Here is a 16,371-nt window from a genome sequence, read left to right on the forward strand (position 1 = left end):
GCGACACGCGGCCCCGGGGCCGTATCGTCTGACATTTCCGACGCCGACGACCCCAGGCAGCTTCAGCTCACTGGTCGGCGTGGCGGTCGAGGAACGAGTACACCTCGCTGTCATCGACGCCGGGGAATGCGCCGCGCGGCAGGGGACGGAACATGTGCGTGTGCACGCGTGCGCTCGGCCACGCCCGGCCCTCCCAGCGCCGCGACACGGTCGGCGCGGCCCGGCGGCAGCACGACTCGTCGGGGCACGTCGACTGCGCACGGTGCTGCGTCTCGCGGCCGCGCCACCAGCGCGCGTCGTCGAAAGGCACGCCGACCGTGACCGAGAACCCGCCGTCGGTCGACGAGCCGGTCTGCGTGGCGCACCAGAAGGTGCCCGACGGGGTGTCGGTGTACTGGTAGTGCTCGGTGGTGCGGTTGCGCTGCTCGAACGCGGCGCGTGCGCCGAACCGGCGGCAGGCCGGCTGACCTTCGACGGCGCCCGTCACATCCATCGGCAGCGGCAGGCCGTCGTTCTCGTAGACGCGGGTGATCGCGCCGTTCTCGTCGACGCGCAGGAAGTGCAGGCGCATGTCGAGGTGGTGCGTCATGAGGTTCGTCATGCGCATGCCGGCCGCCTCGTGCGTGACGCCGAACGCGTCGCGGAAGTCCTCGACCGCGAGGTTGCGGTCCTTCTTCGCCTGCTGCAGGAACGCGACGCCTGCCGTCTCGGGGATCAGGCAGCACGCGGCGAAGTAGTTGATCTCGAGCCGCTGCTGCAGGAAGTCGGCGTAGTCGGTCGGGGGAGTGTGGCCCAGGATGCGGTGCGCCATCGCCTGCAGCGCCATCGAGCGCAGGCCGTGCCCCCCGGGGATCGAGGCGGGCGGCAGGTAGATGCGGCCGTGCTCGACGTCGGTGATCGAGCGGGTGGAGTGCGGCAGGTCGTCGGCGTAGATGAGCTCGAAGCCCAGCTTCGCCGCCATCAGGGTCACGGTACGGTGCGTCAGCGCACCCGAGACGTGCCCGGCGGCCTTGAGGTGCTTCTCGGCGAGGGCCTCGATGTCAGGCAGGTAGTTGTCGCGCGCGCGCATCGTCAGACGCATCTCGGTGTTCGCCCGGCGCGCCTCCTCGGGGGTGGCGATCGCCTCGGTCTCGCGGCGGTGCAGCTCGCGATGAAGACCCAGGATCGCTTCGATGGTCTCGTCGCTCATCGTCTTCGACACGCGCACCGCGGCGATGCCCAGCTGGCGGAAGATCGGACTCGACTGCGCCCGCTCCAGCTCGATCTCGAGCGCCGCCCGCCGGTTGGGCGGCTCACCGGAGATGAGATCGGCGACATCGGTGCCGCATGCCTCGGCGATGGCCTGCAGCAGCGAGAGCTTCGGCTCGCGCTTGCCGTTCTCGATGAGGCTCAGCTGAGACCCGGCGATGCCGACCTTCGCGCCCAGGTCGTCGAGGGTGAGATTTCGTGCCGTGCGGTGATGCCGGATGCGATGTCCGAGGGTGCTGAGTTCGAGTCCGCTGGTCGCCATTCCTTGAGCATATCCGAAAGAAGAAGCTTTCTTTCAACTCGCGAGGGCGGCAAACACGTCGAAACCTCGCGCACCATGGAATCAACGCACTTGCTTGAAGGAGCTCTCATGGCACTCGCCGACACGTTCACCTCCCGCCCCGACTCCCGAGCATCAATGCGGAGCGCCGGCGCCGCGCCCACCTACGACACCCCCGCCATGGCCGAACTGCGCGCGTGGGTCGACGGGATCGCCGCACTCACCCAGCCCGAGCGGGTGCACTGGGTCGACGGATCCCGCGCCGAGAACGACGCGCTGCTCCACGAGCTCGTCGACGAGGGCAAGCTGATCAAGCTCAACCCCGAATGGCGACCCGGCTCGTACCTCGCCCGCTCGCACCCCAGCGACGTGGCGCGCACCGAGGGGCGCACCTTCATCGCCTCCGAGCGCGAGCGCGACGCCGGCCCGACCAACAACTGGGCGGATCCCGCCGAGATGCGCACGACCCTCGACGGCCTGTTCGCCGGATCGATGCGCGGTCGCACGATGTACGTCATCCCGTTCTCGATGGGACCGGTCGGCGGCAAGCTCTCGCACATCGGCGTGCAGATCACCGACAGCGCCTACGCCGTGGCATCCATCGGCATCATGACCCGCGTCGGTGACGCGGTCACGCGCCAGATCGCCGACGGTGCCCCGTGGGTCAAGACGGTGCACTCCGTCGGCGCCCCGCTCGGGCCCGGCGAATCCGACGTCGAGTGGCCCTGCAACGACGAGAAGTACATCGTGCACTTCCCCGAGACGCTCGAGGTCTACTCGTACGGTTCGGGTTACGGCGGCAACGCGATCCTCGCGAAGAAGTGCTTCGCGCTGCGCATCGCGTCGGTCATCGCCCGCGACGAGGGCTGGCTCGCCGAGCACATGCTGCTCATCCGCGTGACCGACCCGAACGGCAAGGCGCATCACATCGCCGCCGCATTCCCGTCCGCCTGCGGCAAGACCAACCTCGCCATGCTGCGACCCACGATCCCGGGATGGACGGTCGAGACGCTCGGCGACGACATCGTGTGGATCCGGCCCGGCGACGACGGCCGGATGTACGCCATGAACCCCGAGGCCGGGTTCTTCGGCGTCGCGCCGGGAACGGGCGAGTCGACCAACGTCACCGCCGTCGAGACGCTGTGGGGCAACACCATCTTCACCAACGTCGCGCTGCGTCCCGACGGCGACGTGTGGTGGGAGGGGCTCACCGACACCCCGCCCGCGCAGCTCATCGACTGGCAGGGCAACCCGTGGACGCCGGACTCGGGCGCTCCCGCCGCCCACCCCAACTCGCGCTTCACGGTGTCCGCCGCGCAGTGCCCGCAGATCGCCGAGGACTGGGAGAATCCCGATGGCGTTCCCCTCGACGTCATCCTCTTCGGCGGCCGCCGTGCGACCAACGTGCCGCTCGTCGTCGAGGCGACCGACTGGAGCCACGGCGTCTTCATCGGCTCGACCATCTCGTCGGAGCGCACCGCAGCCGCCGAGGGAACCGTCGGCGAGCTGCGCCGCGACCCGTTCGCGATGCTGCCGTTCTGCGGCTACAACATGGGCGACTACTTCGCGCACTGGCTCAAGGTCGGTCGGTCGCTGCGCTTCGATCGCGCACCGCGCATCTTCCAGGTGAACTGGTTCCGCCGCGGTGACGACGGCCGCTTCCTCTGGCCGGGCTTCGGCGACAACTCTCGCGTGATCGAATGGATCATCCGTCGCATCTCCGGCGAGGTCACCGCCGTCGAGAGCCCGATCGGCCGCCTCCCGCGGCGCGAGGATCTCAACCTCGACGGACTCGACCTGACCGACGCCGATCTCGACGAGCTCTTCGACATCGACATCGACGCCTGGCTCGCCGAGGCGGACTCCACCGAGGACTTCTACGCCATGTTCGGCGACGCGCTGCCGGCAGCCCTGCGCAGCGAGCTGGAGGCTCTGCGGTACCGGCTCAACGCCGCTCGGTGAGGACCCGCGCATCTTCCCCGGGGTCCGTCGCCCCGTCCGTGGAGGACGTGGTCGCCGCGGCGGATGCCGCCCGGCATCCGCGCGATCAGACCAGCAGCTGATGCCGGGCGAGGTCGCGGTACAGCGGAGTGGACTCGAGCAGCTCGGCGTGCGTGCCCTGCCCGGCGACCACGCCGTTCTGCAGCACCACGATCAGGTCGCTGTCGACCACGGTCGACAGACGGTGCGCGATCACGAGCAGCGTGCGGTCGGCGGCGGCCGCGTCGATCGCCTCGCGCATGCGCTGCTCGTTGACGCCGTCGAGCGACGAGGTCGATTCGTCGAGCAGCAGGATCGGCGCCTCGGTCAGCAGAGCGCGTGCGATGGCGAGACGCTGACGTTCCCCGCCCGAGAGCATCACGCCGTCCTCGCCGACCGGGGCCCCCAGTCCCAGGGGGCTGCGCTCGAGCACGTCGCCGAGGTTGACCGAGCGCAGCACGAACTCGCAGTCGGCATCCGAGGCATCCGGCGCGGCGAGACGCAGGTTCTCGCCCAGCGTGCCGGCGAGGGTCGGTGCGTCCTGCTCGACGTATCCGAACTGCGCACGCAGCTGCTCGCGTGGGTACATGCGCACGTCGTGCCCGGCGAGGCGGATCGACCCGCCCGTCGGGTCGTAGAAGCGCTCGATGAGCGAGAGGATCGTGCTCTTGCCCGCGCCGCTCGGCCCGACGAGGGCGACGCGCGCACCACGCGGCACGGTGAATGAGACGCCCTTCAGCACATCCCGGTCAGCAGGATCATGGGTCCCTGAGCCTGTCGACCCCTCTTCGGAGGCGCGCTCGAGGTGCGCGTCGACGAGCAGGGTCTGGGCCTCCTTGGCCGCCGCCTCCCGTGCGGCGATGACGGCGTCGGGGTAGCGGAAGCGCACATCGCGGAACTCGATCGCGGGGGCCCCGACCACCGCGGCGGACGCGGCCGCGGGGTCGGGCTCGTCGTGCTGCGTCTCGGTCGGCAGGTCGAGCACCTCCTGGATGCGCCCGAGGGCGCCGAGCGCCTGGTTCACCGAGGTGATCGCGCCGAACGCCTGCCCCAGCGGCATCACCAGCATGAACAGAAACATGATGAAGGTCACCAGCGACGCGATCGAGAGAGCCCCGGACGCCACGCGCAGCCCGCCCACGCCGAGCACGACCAGCAGCGACAGCTGCAGCGCGACGCCGGCGACGGGCACGACCATCGACGAGATCTTCGCGATGCGCACCCCGAGGCCGTACGCCTCACCCGCGAGGTTCTCGACGGCCGCGGTCTCGCGCTCGGTGGCGCCGGACGCCCGGACGGTGCGGATCGAGGAGATGCCTCGCTCGACTCCGGATGCCAGTTCGCCGACCTTCTGCTGCTGCGCCGCCGATGCGGTGCGGATGCGCCCGGAGAGCAGCACGACCACGACCACCGACACGCCGATCACGACGACGATGAGCAGCAGCAGGAGCGGGTCGATGATGAGCATCGCGATGAGCGCGCCGATGAACAGGATCGCGCCGCCGACGGCATCCGCGAGCCCCTGGGTGAGCACCGCGTAGAGCAGCGTCGTGTCGGTGCCGACGCGCGAGACGAGATCGCCGGTGCGACGTGCGTCGAACTCGCTGATCGGCAGGTGCAGGATGCGCGCGATGAGCTTGCGGCGGCTGGAGTACACCACCGCGGTGCCGGTGCGCTGCAGCAGGTAGTGCTGGTATCCCGAGATGACCGATGCGGCGATCACCAAGCCGATCAGCAGCCAGACCAGCGCGCCGAGGGCCTGCGCCTGCTGCACGCGGGCGATCAGCTGCCCGACGAGCAGCGGCTGTGCGAGCGAGGCGGCCGCGCCGACGATGCTGAGCACCGCGACGACGGCGAGCACCTTCTTGTGCTCGAGGAGGAAGGGGAGAAGCTGACGGAACGTGGCGCGCGGGCCGTCGTGCTGCGCATGACGTCCGCGTCGGCGTGCGGGCGCCGTGCGAGACATGGGAACCTTCTTCGGATGGGGGCTGATCCATTGTGTGCCGCGCGGCTTATGTGTGGCCTGTTGGCCTGCGGTGCAGGCGAGGATGGAGGCATGCTGATCCCGCCGAAGCTGCAATCAGATGACCGCATCGCCGTCCTCTCTCCCGCGTTCGCCGCGCCGGCGGCGGGGCCCGAGGTGCACGAGCAGGCGATGCGACGTCTGCGGAAGCTGACCGGCCTCGTGCCCGTCGAGTACCCGACGACGAGGCAGCTCGACGCGAGCCCGGAGGGGCGGGCCGCCGATGTGAATGCGGCGTTCGCCGACCCGCGCATCCGGGCGATCATCGCGACCGTCGGCGGCAGCGACCAGATCCTCGTGACGCCGCACCTCGACCCCGCGCTCGCCGCAGCCGACCCCAAGCCCTTCCTCGGCTACAGCGACAACACGAATATCCTGAACTGGCTGTGGCGGCACGGCGTCGCCGGGTTCTACGGCGGCTCGACGCAGGTGCACCTGGGGCCAGGGCCGGCGGTCGACGAGATGCATCTGCGCTCACTGCGCGCCGCGCTGCTCGACGGCGGCGAGATCGAGATCACCGAGCCGGGGGAGTCGGAGGACTTCGGGCGGCACTGGGACGACCCGGCGGCTCTGAGGGAGTACGGCGACCGCGAACCCACCGAGCCCTGGACGTGGGCGGGCGCTGCGAAGAGCGTGACGGGACGCACGTGGGGCGGCTGCCTCGAGGTGGTCGACCAGCTGGCACTCGCCGACCGGATGCCCACGAACGACGAGCTCGCCGGAGCGATTCTGCTGCTCGAGACGAGCGAGCGGCTCACCCCGGCAGGGCGAGTTCGCGAGCAGCTGCGCGGCTACGGCGAACGAGGACTTCTTGACGCCGTCGCAGGCGTGCTGTTCGCCCGACCGCCCGTGAGCTCGTTCGAAGTTCAGCCCGGTGCTGCTGAGAAGGCCGCGCTGCGCGCCGCGCAGCGGGATGTCGTGCTCGAGATGGTCGGTCGTTACAACCCGGATGCCGTGGTGTGCGTCGGCGTGCCCTTCGGGCACACGCGACCGCAATGGACCCTGCCCTACGGCGGTGAGATGACCCTCGACGGCGCGGCGCGGACGCTCACCGCCGCCTTCTGAGCCTCAGCCCAGCGTCACCCGTCCGCGCAGCTCGCGCACGGTCGAGACTCCTGTCAGCTGCATGGTTCGCACAGCCTCGGCGCGCATGATCTGCAGCATCCGGTCCACCCCGCGCTCGCCGCCGGCCATCAGTCCGTAGAGGTATGCGCGACCGACCATGCATGCGTCCGCGCCGAGCCCGACCGCGGCGAGCACATCGGCACCGGAGAGGACGCCGGTGTCGAGGAAGATCTCGGCGCGGTCGCCGACGGCGGCCGCGACGTCAGGGAGCAGCCGGAGGGGAGTGGGCGCGCGGTCGAGCTGACGGCCGCCGTGGTTCGACACGACGAGCGCGTCGGCCCCGGCATCCACCACCCGCTGCGCATCGACGACCGACTGGATGCCCTTGACCACGAGCTTGCCCGCCCACTGCTCACGCAGCCAGGCGAGGTCGTCGATCTTGAGCGACGGGTCGAACATCCTGCCGACGAGCTCGGCCACCGTGCCGTCGAACGAGCGCAGACTCGCGAACTCGATCGGGTCGGTGGTGAGCACGTTGAACCACCACTCGGGATGCCACGCCATGTCCCACATAGTCTTCAGATTCAGCGTCGGCGGGATCGTCAGACCGTTGCGTGCATCGCGAAGCCGGTTGCCCGCGACCGGGGTGTCGACCGTGAGCACGAGCGTGTCATAGCCGGTGCGCCGCGCCTCGTCGACCAGGCGGCGGGTGCCTTCGCGGTCCTTCCAGAGGTACAGCTGAAACCAGTTCGCACCGCCCGGCACCGCCCGCATCAGCTCGGCGGGCGAGGTGGTGCCCATGGTCGAGAGCGTGTAGGGAACACCGGCCCGCGCCGCCGCCCGCGCGACGGCGATCTCGCCCTCGTGCTGCATCATCCGGGTGAACCCGGTCGGGGCCATGATGAGCGGGAACGACGCCGGCGTGCCGAGGATCGTCGTCGACGTGTCGACCTCGGCGACGTCGTGCAGCACCCGCGGCTCGAACTCGACGCTCGCGAACGCACGACGTGCGCGAGCGATGCTCACCTCGTCCTCGGCGGCGCCGTGCACGTAATCGAACACCGAGCGCGGCGTGGTTCGCCGGGCGATGCGCGCCAGATCCTTCACCGTCAGCGCCTGCGCCAGCCGCCGATCGACACGGTTCCGCATCGGGCGCCGGAAGCCGAGCAGCGGCGCCACCGCACCCCAGGTGGGGATACGGCGCGGGATCCGCCGGTCGGGGAGTGTCACTGCGTCGACCGGCCCGTGCCGAGGTAGGCCTGGATGATGTCGTCGTCGGCGAGCAGGGCATCGGATGCCCCGGAGCGCACGATCTCGCCGTTCTGCAGGATGTGACCCTCCTGGGCAGCCTGCAGGGCGCGGCGGGCGTTCTGCTCGACGAGCAGCACGGTCGTGCCGCCGGCGAGCACCTCGTCGATGACGGCGAACACCTCGTTGACGATCTTCGGCGCGAGCCCCATCGATGGCTCATCCATGAGCATGAGCTTCGGCCGCGCCAGCATGGCCCTGGCGATGGCCAGCATCTGCTGCTCGCCGCCCGACAGCGACCCGGCCGCCAGCTTGCGACGCTCGCCCAGCACGGGGAAGCGCTGGTACATGTCATCGATGCCCGCGCTCGCACCGGCGCCGTAGAACCTCGCGCCCATCTGCAGGTTCTCGGCGATCGTCATGGTGCTGAGGATCTGACGGCCCTCCGGCACCTGCACCAGACCGCGCGGCACGAGTTTGTGCGACTTGGTCTTGGTGATGTCGGCGCCGTCGAACAGGATCTGCCCGCTCGAGGGGCGGACGAGTCCCGAGATGGCATTGATGATCGACGACTTGCCGGCGCCGTTGGCGCCGACCAGCGTCACCAGAGACCCGGCGGCGACGTCGAACGTGACACCGCGCACGGCGTGCACGCGTCCGTACGAGACAGACAGGTCCCTCACGCTCAGCAGCGGCTCAGCCATGGTTCTCCTCGGAGGTAGGCGCGGCCGGTGCGGTCGGCGTGGGCGGGGTCGCCGCGGGACGCCCGGGATGCTCGGCGTCTTCGTCGGCAGCGCCCAGGTACGCCTCGATGACCCGCTCGTCGGCGGCGATCTCGGCCGGCGTGCCTTCGGCCAGCACCTCGCCGAAGTTGAGCACGACGATGTGGTCGCAGGTGTCGAGCACCATGCCGACGTTGTGCTCGATGAAGATGATCGTCAGACCGTCCTCGGTCAGCGAGCGGATCAGCGTCGACAGCCCCTCGGCTTCGACGTGGTTCATGCCGGCAGCCGGCTCGTCGAGGATCAGCAGAGACGGGTCGGCGGCCAGGGCCCTGGCGATCTCGAGACGGCGCTGATCGCCGTACGACAGGCTCTTCGCCGTGTCGTCTGCCTTGTCGAGCAGGCCGACGCGCTGCAGACAGCGTGCGGCGTGCGTGAGGGCGAGCCGCTCGTCGCGATGGGCGGAAGGCAGCCAGAGCAGCCGCCGCAGGAACGTCGGCTTCGCGACGAGGTGCGCGCCGATCAGCACGTTCTCGAGGGCCGTGAGCCGGTTGAACAGCTTGGAGTGCTGGAACGTGCGGGTGACGCCCGCAGCGGCGATGCGGTGCACGGGCGTGCGCCCGACCTGCACGCCGAGCACGGTGGCCGTGCCGGCCGAGGGTGGGATCAGGCCGCTGATCATGTTGACCAACGTCGTCTTCCCGGCACCGTTCGGTCCTATCAGACCGACCACGTCGCCACTGCGCACCGTCAGGTCGACGCTGCGCACGGCGTGCACGCCGCCGTACTCCTTCGACAGGCCCGTGAGCTCCGCGACGATCTCGCCCTTGGCGGGATGCGCGCGGCCGGGCAGCGGCTCGGCGGTGTCGAGAGCCGACACATCGATGCGCTGGCGACGGCGCGGGATGAGGCTGGCGATGCCGCCCGGCAGGTACAGGATCACGAGAAGCAGCAGCAGGCCCGAGATGAACGGCCGGATCCATCCCGCGTCGATGCCCACCATGCGCTGCAGCTCGGGCAGCAGTGTCTGGAACCCGCTGCCCAGAATCGGACCGAGGAAGTTCGCGGTGCCGCCGACGACAGCGGTGACCAGCCCGTCGATCGCCTTCTCGAACGCGAAGTCCTCCGGTGCGATGAGGCGCAGGTAGTACGCCCACATGACGCCGTACAGACCGGCGAGCACACCGGCGGCGACGAACGCGCTCAGGCGGTGCCCGCCGACGTTGATGCCGATGGAGCGAGCGGCGAGCTCGTCCTCGCGGATGGCCTCGAGGGCGCGTCCGTAGCGCGAGCGGGCCTGACGCCAGAACCAGTACGCCACGATCAGCAGCACGATCCAGGCGATCAGCGGCGTCATCACCTTCGGCACCGCCATGCCCTGAGCGCCGCCGGTCCACTCGGCGTTCAGGATGAAGATGCGGATCGCCTCAGCGAAGCCGAGCGTCGCGATCGCGAGGAACACCCCCCGCAGCCGCATCGTCGGCAGCCCCAGGATGACGGCGGCGAGGGCGCCGACGAGCATCCCGACGACCATCGCGAACAGCAGCGTCGGAATCGGTCCCCACGTTGTGGGAGGAGGGGTGATCGTGGCCGCGGTGAACGCCGCCAGACCGGCGAAACCCGCTTGGGCGAGGCTCAGCTGGCCCGCCACGAGCACGGCGTAGAACGAGAACGCGAAGACGCCGTTGAGCGCGATGAAGACGAGGGTCGACTCGGTGAACAGCATCAGACCTCACGCACCTTGCGCTTGCCGAACAGTCCCTGCGGACGCACCAGCAGGATGACGAAGAGCAGAGCGAACGCGATCAGATCGCGCCAGCTCGAGCCGACGTACTGAATCGCGAACACCTCGGCGATGCCCAGCACCAGACCGCCGATCAGTGCGCCCGGCAGCGAGCCCATGCCGCCGACGATGATCACCGCGAGGCCCTTCAGCTCGATCGCGCTGCCCATGCCCAGTTGGGCGCTGTTGACGCTGAGAGCGAAGAGCACGCCGGCGACGGCACCCAGGGCCGTCGAGATCGCGAACGTGATCGCCGTGACCCGGTCGACGTCGACGCCGAGAACCCGGGCGGCACCCGGGTTCTCGGCGACGGCGCGCATCGAACGGCCGAGCGATGAACGGCTGACCAGCAGGGTCAGCGCGATCATGAGCCCGAGCGACACGGCGACGATGACGATCTGCAGCATGCTGGCGGTGACTCCGCCGAACTCGATCGCGTCATCCGGCACCGTGCCCGCCGGGAAGCGCCGGGTGTTCGGGCCGAAGACCGCCTGCAGCAGGGCGATCAGCATCCCGCCCATCGCGATCGACGAGATCAGCCCGGCGAAGTGCGCGTCGGGCCGATCCTTCAGCGGGCGGAAGGCGATCCGCTCGATGAGCAGACCCAGGATGGCGCCGAACGCGAACACGATCACGAGCACCACGCCGAAGGGCAGGTCGAACGACTCGGTGAGCCAGATTCCCACGAATGCCGAGGCGGCGAACGCGGCGGGATGGGCCAGGTTCAGTCGGTCGAGGATGCCGAACACCAGCGTGAACCCGATGGCGAACAGGGCATAGATCGATCCGAGGAACAGGCCGTTCAGCAACTGCTGCTGCATGACGGTTCTTCGCTTCGCAGGTCAGTTCAGGACGGCGAACTTGCCGTCCTTCACGATCTGGACGACGGCGGGGTGCTCAGCGTCACGGTCCTTGTTGATGCTGATCGACCCGAGCGGGGTGGCGAGGTCCTTGACCTCGCTCAGTCCCTTCTGCACGTCGGCGCGCTCAGCCGAGCAGCCGGCACGGACCGCGTGGTCGACGATCAGCATGCCGGTGTAGGCCTGAGCGGCGAACTGGTCGGGACCCGTGCCGTACTTCTCCTCGAAGGCCTTCATGAAAACGGTGTTCTCGGGGCTGTCGGACGCGGAGTTCCAGGCGGCGCCCACGATGACGCCCTCGGCGGCATCGCCGGCGTCCTTCATCAGAGCCGGGTTGTTGAAGCCGTTGCCGCCGATGATCGGCTGGTCGATGCCGAGTTCACGCGCCTGGGTGACCAGCGGGATGGCCGCTTCGATCAGTGCCGAGACGACGATGGCATCCGGCTTCTTCTCCTTGGCGGCCGTGAGGAGGCTGCGGAAATCGGTGTCCTTCACCGAGAACTTCAGCGTCTCGATCACGTCGACGCCCTCGTCCTTCAGAGCCGATTCCATGACCTTGAAGCCCGACTCGGTGAAGGCGTCGTCGTTGCTGTACATGACGACGACCTTCTTCAGGCCGAGGTTCTCCTTGGCGGCCTTGATGGTCTGCGGGATGACCTGGGCTTCGGTGAGCGAGTCGCGGAAGATGAAGTCGCCCTGCTCGGTGATGCCGGTGGCGGTGTTCGAGATCGCGAGAACCGGCATGCCGGCCTCCTGGGCGATGGGCTGCGCCTGGAACGCGGTGTTCGAGAGCGTGGGGCCGATCACGACGCTCTCACCGCCCGACACGAAACCTTCGAACACGCTGATCGCCTGACGAGGATCGGTGCCGTCGTCCTCGACGTTGAGCTCGTACTCGACGCCGTCCTTCTCGTTCAGGTCTGCCACAGCGAGCTCGAGGCCCTTCTGCTGCGACTCCCCGTAGCTCGCGGCGGCACCCGTGAGGCTGAGCGCGGCGCCCACGGGAACCGCACCCTCGATGACGCAGGAGTCGCCGCTGCCCGAGCCCTTCTGGCCTTCGGCGGAGCCGCTGCCGCCGCCGTCGGTGCTGCTGCACCCGGCGAGAACCAGAGCGGAGGCGGACAGGATGACGGCTGTGCGGAGAGCGTAACGCATGGGGAATCCAATCGACGGGCGCGGTGACTGCAGATCGCCGACGGAGACACGGACTTCGTGCGACCGGGTGCGCGCACCATCATCCTCGAGGTGGGCGCTGTGGCGACCTCTCGATCATATGCCGGGTCGCGCACCAGTTCAGGCTCACCAGATGACGGCGATGCCCGCGTTCACCAGGGTCAGCACGCCGATGCCCCAGAACATCGCCGACGGCACGTGACCGCTCTTGCGCTGGCGGGCCTGGCCGATGCCCAGGAAGGCGCCGATGATCAGCAGGATGACGAGCTTGGTGCCGATCTTGGCGTAGTTCATCTCCGCACCGTCCGGCAGGCCCCACGGTGCTGCGAGTGCCAGGCCGGCGACGGCCGCGATGGTGAAGCCGATGTGCATCAGCTTCACGACCTCGCGCTTGCCGCCGTATGCCTGCACCGCCCACGCGCCGAAGAGCACGGCGAAGCCGATGAGGTGGACGAACAGGACGATGTGGCGCAGGGTCTCCATGACCCCAGGCTAGCCGGTATGTCGCGGCGGCTCAGCCCCGCAGAGCGCGGATCACCAGCGCCGTGCGCACAGCAGCGTCCGCGGCCTCGGCACCCTTGTCCTCCTTCGAGCCCTCGAGGCCCGCTCGATCGAGCCCCTGCTGCTCGTCGTCGAGGGTGAGCACCCCGAAGCCGACCGGCTTGCCGGCATCCAGCGCCACCCGGCTGAGCCCGTCGGTGGTGGCCGACGACACGTACTCGAAGTGCGGCGTTCCGCCGCGGATGATCACGCCGAGCGCGACCACCGCATCCGCTCCGCCGGCGAAAGCCGCCTGGGCGGCGACCGCCAGCTCGAACGACCCGGGCACGCGCACGAGCGTGTGCGCGGCGCCGGCCTCGTCGAGCACGCGCTGCGCACCCGCGATGAGCCCGTTCGAGATCGTCTCGTGCCAGGTGCCGGCGATCACGACGACGCGCAGACCGCTGCCGTCGATCGGGGTGCTCGGGGTGGGGGCTCCTGCGCCGCTCATGCGTCGTCCTTTCCGAGGGCGTGGGCGAGTTCGTCCGCGCCGATGATGTGACCCATGCGATCGCGCTTGGTCTCGAGGTACTGGTGGTTGTTGGGGCCGACGCCGACGATCAGCGGCACCTGCTCGACGACGTCGAGGCCGAGGGCCTTCAGCTTCTCGACCTTGTCGGTGTTGTTGGTGAGCAGGCGCACCTTCGAGATGCCGAGGTCGGTGAGGATGCCGGCGGCCGCCGCGTACTCGCGGGCGTCTGCGGGCAGGCCCAGGGCGAGGTTGGCGTCGACCGTGTCGAGGCCCTCCTCCTGCAGCGCGTAGGCGCGCAGCTTGTTGATCAGTCCGATGCCCCGGCCTTCGTGCCCGCGCATGTAGACGACGACGCCGCCCTCCTCGTCGATGCGGTCGAGGGCGGCCTGCAGCTGCGGGCCGCACTCGCACTTCTGTGACCCGAACGCCTCGCCGGTGAGGCACTCGGAGTGCACGCGCACAAGCGCGGTCTCGCCCGGTGTGCCCGACACGATGGCGATGTGGTCGGTGCCGCTGATGCGGTCCTTATAGGCAAGGAAGCGGAAGGTGCCGTGCTCCGTCGGCACATGGGCGTCCGCCCGCAGGCTGACCCGGCGGCCGGTGCGCTGAGCGAGGCAGTCGGCTTCGTCGCGCGGGTCGACCTCGTTCAGGTGCGCGATGAGCTGCTCGATCGTGATCACGGGCACGCCCTCGCGCGCGCCGAGCTCGAGCAGCGCGGGCAGACGCATCATGCTGCCGTCGTCGGCCACGACCTCGGCGATCGCCCCGATCGGCTGCAGACCTGCGAGCCGCATCAGCTCGACGGCCGCCTCGGTGTGCCCGCCGCGTTCGCGCACGCCGCCGTCGACGGCGCGCAGCGGCAGGATGTGGCCGGGTCGGATGAGGCTGGTGGGGACGGATGCCGGGTTCGCCAGCACATTGAGGGTCAGCGCGCGGTCGTGGGCGCTGATTCCCGTGGTGATGCCCTCGGCGGCGTCGACGCTCACGGTGTACGCCGTGGTGCGCGCGTCTTCGTTGGTCTCGACCATGGGCGGCAGGTTCAGGTGGTCGGCGAGGTCGGCGGGCATCGGGGCGCAGATGAGACCCGAGGTCCAGCGCACCATCCAGGCCATCGTCTCGGCGGTGGCGAGCTCGGCGGAGATGATGATGTCACCTTCGTTCTCGCGGTTCTCGTCGTCGGCGACGATGATCGGCTTACCGGCGCGCAGCGCGTCGAGGGCGTCGGAGAGCGGGGACAGGCTCATCGCGAGCCTCCTTCCGGGGCGGAGCGGAACGCGAGAAGGCGCTCCACATGACGGGCGAGGATGTCGGTCTCGAGGTTGACGATGTCGCCGGGCTCGAGAGCACCGAGGATCGTGGCCTCGAGCGTCTCCGGGATGAGCGAGACCTCGAACCGGTGCTCGTCCTGCCCGACTGCGCTCGGCGCACTCACCGCGCTCACCGTCAGCGAGGTGCCCGCGACACTGATCGAGCCCTTGTCGACCACGAGCGGTGCGAGCTCGGCGGGCAGGCTGATGCGCAGCACGCGCCACTGGGCGCCGGGGCGCACCTCGAGCACGGTGCCGACGCCGTCGACGTGCCCCTGCACGATGTGTCCGCCGAGGCGCGCGCCGACCGGCATGGCCTTCTCGATGTTCACCCGGGTGCCGACCTGCACGGCGCCCAGCGCCGACACGTCCAGGGTCTGCTTCATGACGTCGGCGTCGAAGGTCGTCTCGGTCGCGCCGACGACGGTGAGGCACACACCGCTGACGGCGATGGACTCGCCGTGCACGGCATCCGCTGCGGCCTTCGGGGCGTGCACGGTGAGCCGCCATCCGTCGCCCGATGCCGAGATCGCGGCGATCTCGCCGATCTCCTCGATGATTCCGGTGAACATCAGCTTCCTTCCTGTCCCGCGACGGGGTCCGTGGCGGGGTGTGCGGTGGCGAGCAGGTCGGCCCGTCCCGCGACGGATTCCACGGGATGCGCGATGGCGAGCAGGTCGGCGCCGAGTGGCATCCACTGCTCCACCTGCAGGCGCAGGGCGTCGCCGATCGAGGCGACGCCGATGTCGGTGAGTGCGAGCCGCTCGCCGCCGAGCAGCACAGGCGCGATGTACGCGAGCACGGTGTCGGCGAAGCCGGCGCCGATGAACGCGCTCGCCAGCGTCGGCCCGCCTTCGACGAAGACGCGCTGCACGCCGCGGTCGCGCAGATCGGCGAGCACGGCGGGCAGGTCGCGGGTGTCGTAGAACACCGGTGTGTGCGGATGCCTGTGCACGGCGGCGTGCGGGGGAGTCGCTCGTGAGCCGATCACGACGGGGATCGGCTGGTGCGGGTAGAGAGCATCGCCGTCACGCGCGGTGAGCGCGGGATCGTCGGCGAGCAGGGTTCCGGTGCCGACGACGATCGCGTCGGCCTGGGACCGGCGTCGGTGCACGTCGGCGCGCGCGCCGGAGCCGGTGATCCACTGGCTGCTGCCGTCGGATGCCGCGGCCCTGCCGTCCAGGCTCTGCGCCCACTTCACGGTGACGTGCGGCCGGCCAAGCCGCTGCACGGTCAGCCAGTCGTCGATGAGGTGTCGTGCGGCATCCGCCTGCTCGCCGCCGACGACCTCGACACCCGCCGCGCGGAGTCGATCGCCGCCGCCGCTGGAGAGGTCGCCCGGGTCGTCGAGCGCGTAGACGACGCGCGCGACGCCCGCGTCGATCAGGGCCTGCGCGCAGGGTCCCGTGCGTCCGGTGTGGTTGCACGGCTCGAGCGTGACGACGGCGGTGGCACCGGATGCCTGTCCCGGGGCGAGCTGCGAGAGCGCGTCGACCTCGGCATGCGGGGTGCCCGCACCGTGGTGCCAGCCCTCGGCGATCACACCGCCTGTGGGGGAGAGGAGGACGGCGCCCACCTGAGGATTCAGACCGCGCGGACCCATGCCCGCGAGCGCGAGGGCGCGATGCATCGCATCGCGTTCGGCCTCGGTCACTGCCATCGGTCATCCT

Annotated in this window: 14 protein-coding genes; 2 read left to right on the forward strand and 12 right to left on the reverse strand. The window is 69.9% G+C overall.

Annotation, left to right across the window (positions count from 1 at the left end; all coding sequences use genetic code 11):
* Window positions 1–67 precede the first annotated feature (67 nt).
* A complete protein-coding gene (locus tag ACWGSM_RS08915; RefSeq protein WP_452322555.1) occupies window positions 68–1,510 on the reverse strand; it encodes a helix-turn-helix domain-containing protein in 1,443 nt (480 codons plus the stop codon).
* Between the two features lie 108 nt (window positions 1,511–1,618).
* Between ACWGSM_RS08915 and ACWGSM_RS08920 the strand changes: the two genes are divergently transcribed.
* Window positions 1,619–3,490 carry a phosphoenolpyruvate carboxykinase (GTP) gene (locus ACWGSM_RS08920; protein WP_452322556.1) on the forward strand — a complete coding sequence of 624 codons (1,872 nt, stop codon included), beginning with the start codon at window positions 1,619–1,621 and terminating at the stop codon, window positions 3,488–3,490.
* 85 nt (window positions 3,491–3,575) lie between these two features.
* Here the strand turns inward: ACWGSM_RS08920 and ACWGSM_RS08925 are convergent, their stop codons facing one another.
* Window positions 3,576–5,474, reverse strand: coding sequence for an ABC transporter ATP-binding protein (locus ACWGSM_RS08925; protein WP_452322557.1), 1,899 nt, complete (start codon window positions 5,472–5,474; stop codon window positions 3,576–3,578).
* Between the two features lie 90 nt (window positions 5,475–5,564).
* Between ACWGSM_RS08925 and ACWGSM_RS08930 the strand changes: the two genes are divergently transcribed.
* Window positions 5,565–6,596, forward strand: a complete 1,032-nt coding sequence (locus ACWGSM_RS08930) for a S66 family peptidase (RefSeq protein WP_452322558.1) — start codon at window positions 5,565–5,567, stop codon at window positions 6,594–6,596.
* A 3-nt stretch (window positions 6,597–6,599) separates the two neighbouring features.
* Here ACWGSM_RS08930 and ACWGSM_RS08935 read toward each other — a convergent pair whose 3' ends face one another.
* The 10 genes from ACWGSM_RS08935 to ribD all read right to left on the reverse strand — a co-directional run bounded on the left by ACWGSM_RS08935 (window position 6,600) and on the right by ribD (window position 16,361).
* Window positions 6,600–7,826, reverse strand: coding sequence for an alpha-hydroxy acid oxidase (locus ACWGSM_RS08935; protein WP_452322559.1), 1,227 nt, complete (start codon window positions 7,824–7,826; stop codon window positions 6,600–6,602).
* The gene (locus tag ACWGSM_RS08940) at window positions 7,823–8,548 is read right to left on the reverse strand and encodes an ABC transporter ATP-binding protein (protein ID WP_452322560.1); all 726 of its coding nucleotides are present in this window, start codon (window positions 8,546–8,548) and stop codon (window positions 7,823–7,825) included. The genes ACWGSM_RS08935 and ACWGSM_RS08940 overlap by 4 nt, the downstream gene beginning before the upstream one ends.
* Window positions 8,541–10,292 (reverse strand): branched-chain amino acid ABC transporter ATP-binding protein/permease, encoded by a 1,752-nt coding sequence (locus ACWGSM_RS08945; protein WP_452322561.1) that lies wholly within the window; start codon window positions 10,290–10,292, stop codon window positions 8,541–8,543. Before ACWGSM_RS08945 ends, ACWGSM_RS08940 begins: the two co-directional genes overlap by 8 nt.
* Window positions 10,292–11,170 carry a branched-chain amino acid ABC transporter permease gene (locus ACWGSM_RS08950; RefSeq protein ID WP_452322562.1) on the reverse strand — a complete coding sequence of 293 codons (879 nt, stop codon included), beginning with the start codon at window positions 11,168–11,170 and terminating at the stop codon, window positions 10,292–10,294. The genes ACWGSM_RS08945 and ACWGSM_RS08950 overlap by 1 nt, the downstream gene beginning before the upstream one ends.
* A 21-nt stretch (window positions 11,171–11,191) precedes the next feature.
* Entirely contained in the window at window positions 11,192–12,364 is a 1,173-nt protein-coding gene (locus ACWGSM_RS08955; RefSeq protein ID WP_452322563.1) for an ABC transporter substrate-binding protein, read from the reverse strand.
* Between the two features lie 144 nt (window positions 12,365–12,508).
* Window positions 12,509–12,865, reverse strand: coding sequence for a Fe-S protein (locus ACWGSM_RS08960; RefSeq protein WP_452322564.1), 357 nt, complete (start codon window positions 12,863–12,865; stop codon window positions 12,509–12,511).
* A gap of 31 nt (window positions 12,866–12,896) precedes the next feature.
* Window positions 12,897–13,373, reverse strand: a complete 477-nt coding sequence (gene ribH, locus ACWGSM_RS08965; RefSeq protein WP_452322565.1) for a 6,7-dimethyl-8-ribityllumazine synthase — start codon at window positions 13,371–13,373, stop codon at window positions 12,897–12,899.
* Window positions 13,370–14,638, reverse strand: a complete 1,269-nt coding sequence (ribA, locus tag ACWGSM_RS08970) for a GTP cyclohydrolase II (RefSeq protein WP_452322566.1) — start codon at window positions 14,636–14,638, stop codon at window positions 13,370–13,372. The genes ribH and ribA overlap by 4 nt, the downstream gene beginning before the upstream one ends.
* Window positions 14,635–15,273 (reverse strand): riboflavin synthase, encoded by a 639-nt coding sequence (locus ACWGSM_RS08975; protein WP_452322567.1) that lies wholly within the window; start codon window positions 15,271–15,273, stop codon window positions 14,635–14,637. The genes ribA and ACWGSM_RS08975 overlap by 4 nt, the downstream gene beginning before the upstream one ends.
* Entirely contained in the window at window positions 15,273–16,361 is a 1,089-nt protein-coding gene (ribD, locus tag ACWGSM_RS08980; protein WP_452322568.1) for a bifunctional diaminohydroxyphosphoribosylaminopyrimidine deaminase/5-amino-6-(5-phosphoribosylamino)uracil reductase RibD, read from the reverse strand. Before ribD ends, ACWGSM_RS08975 begins: the two co-directional genes overlap by 1 nt.
* Window positions 16,362–16,371 lie beyond the last annotated feature (10 nt).

This window comes from Microbacterium sp. NPDC055521, from assembly GCF_053619695.1.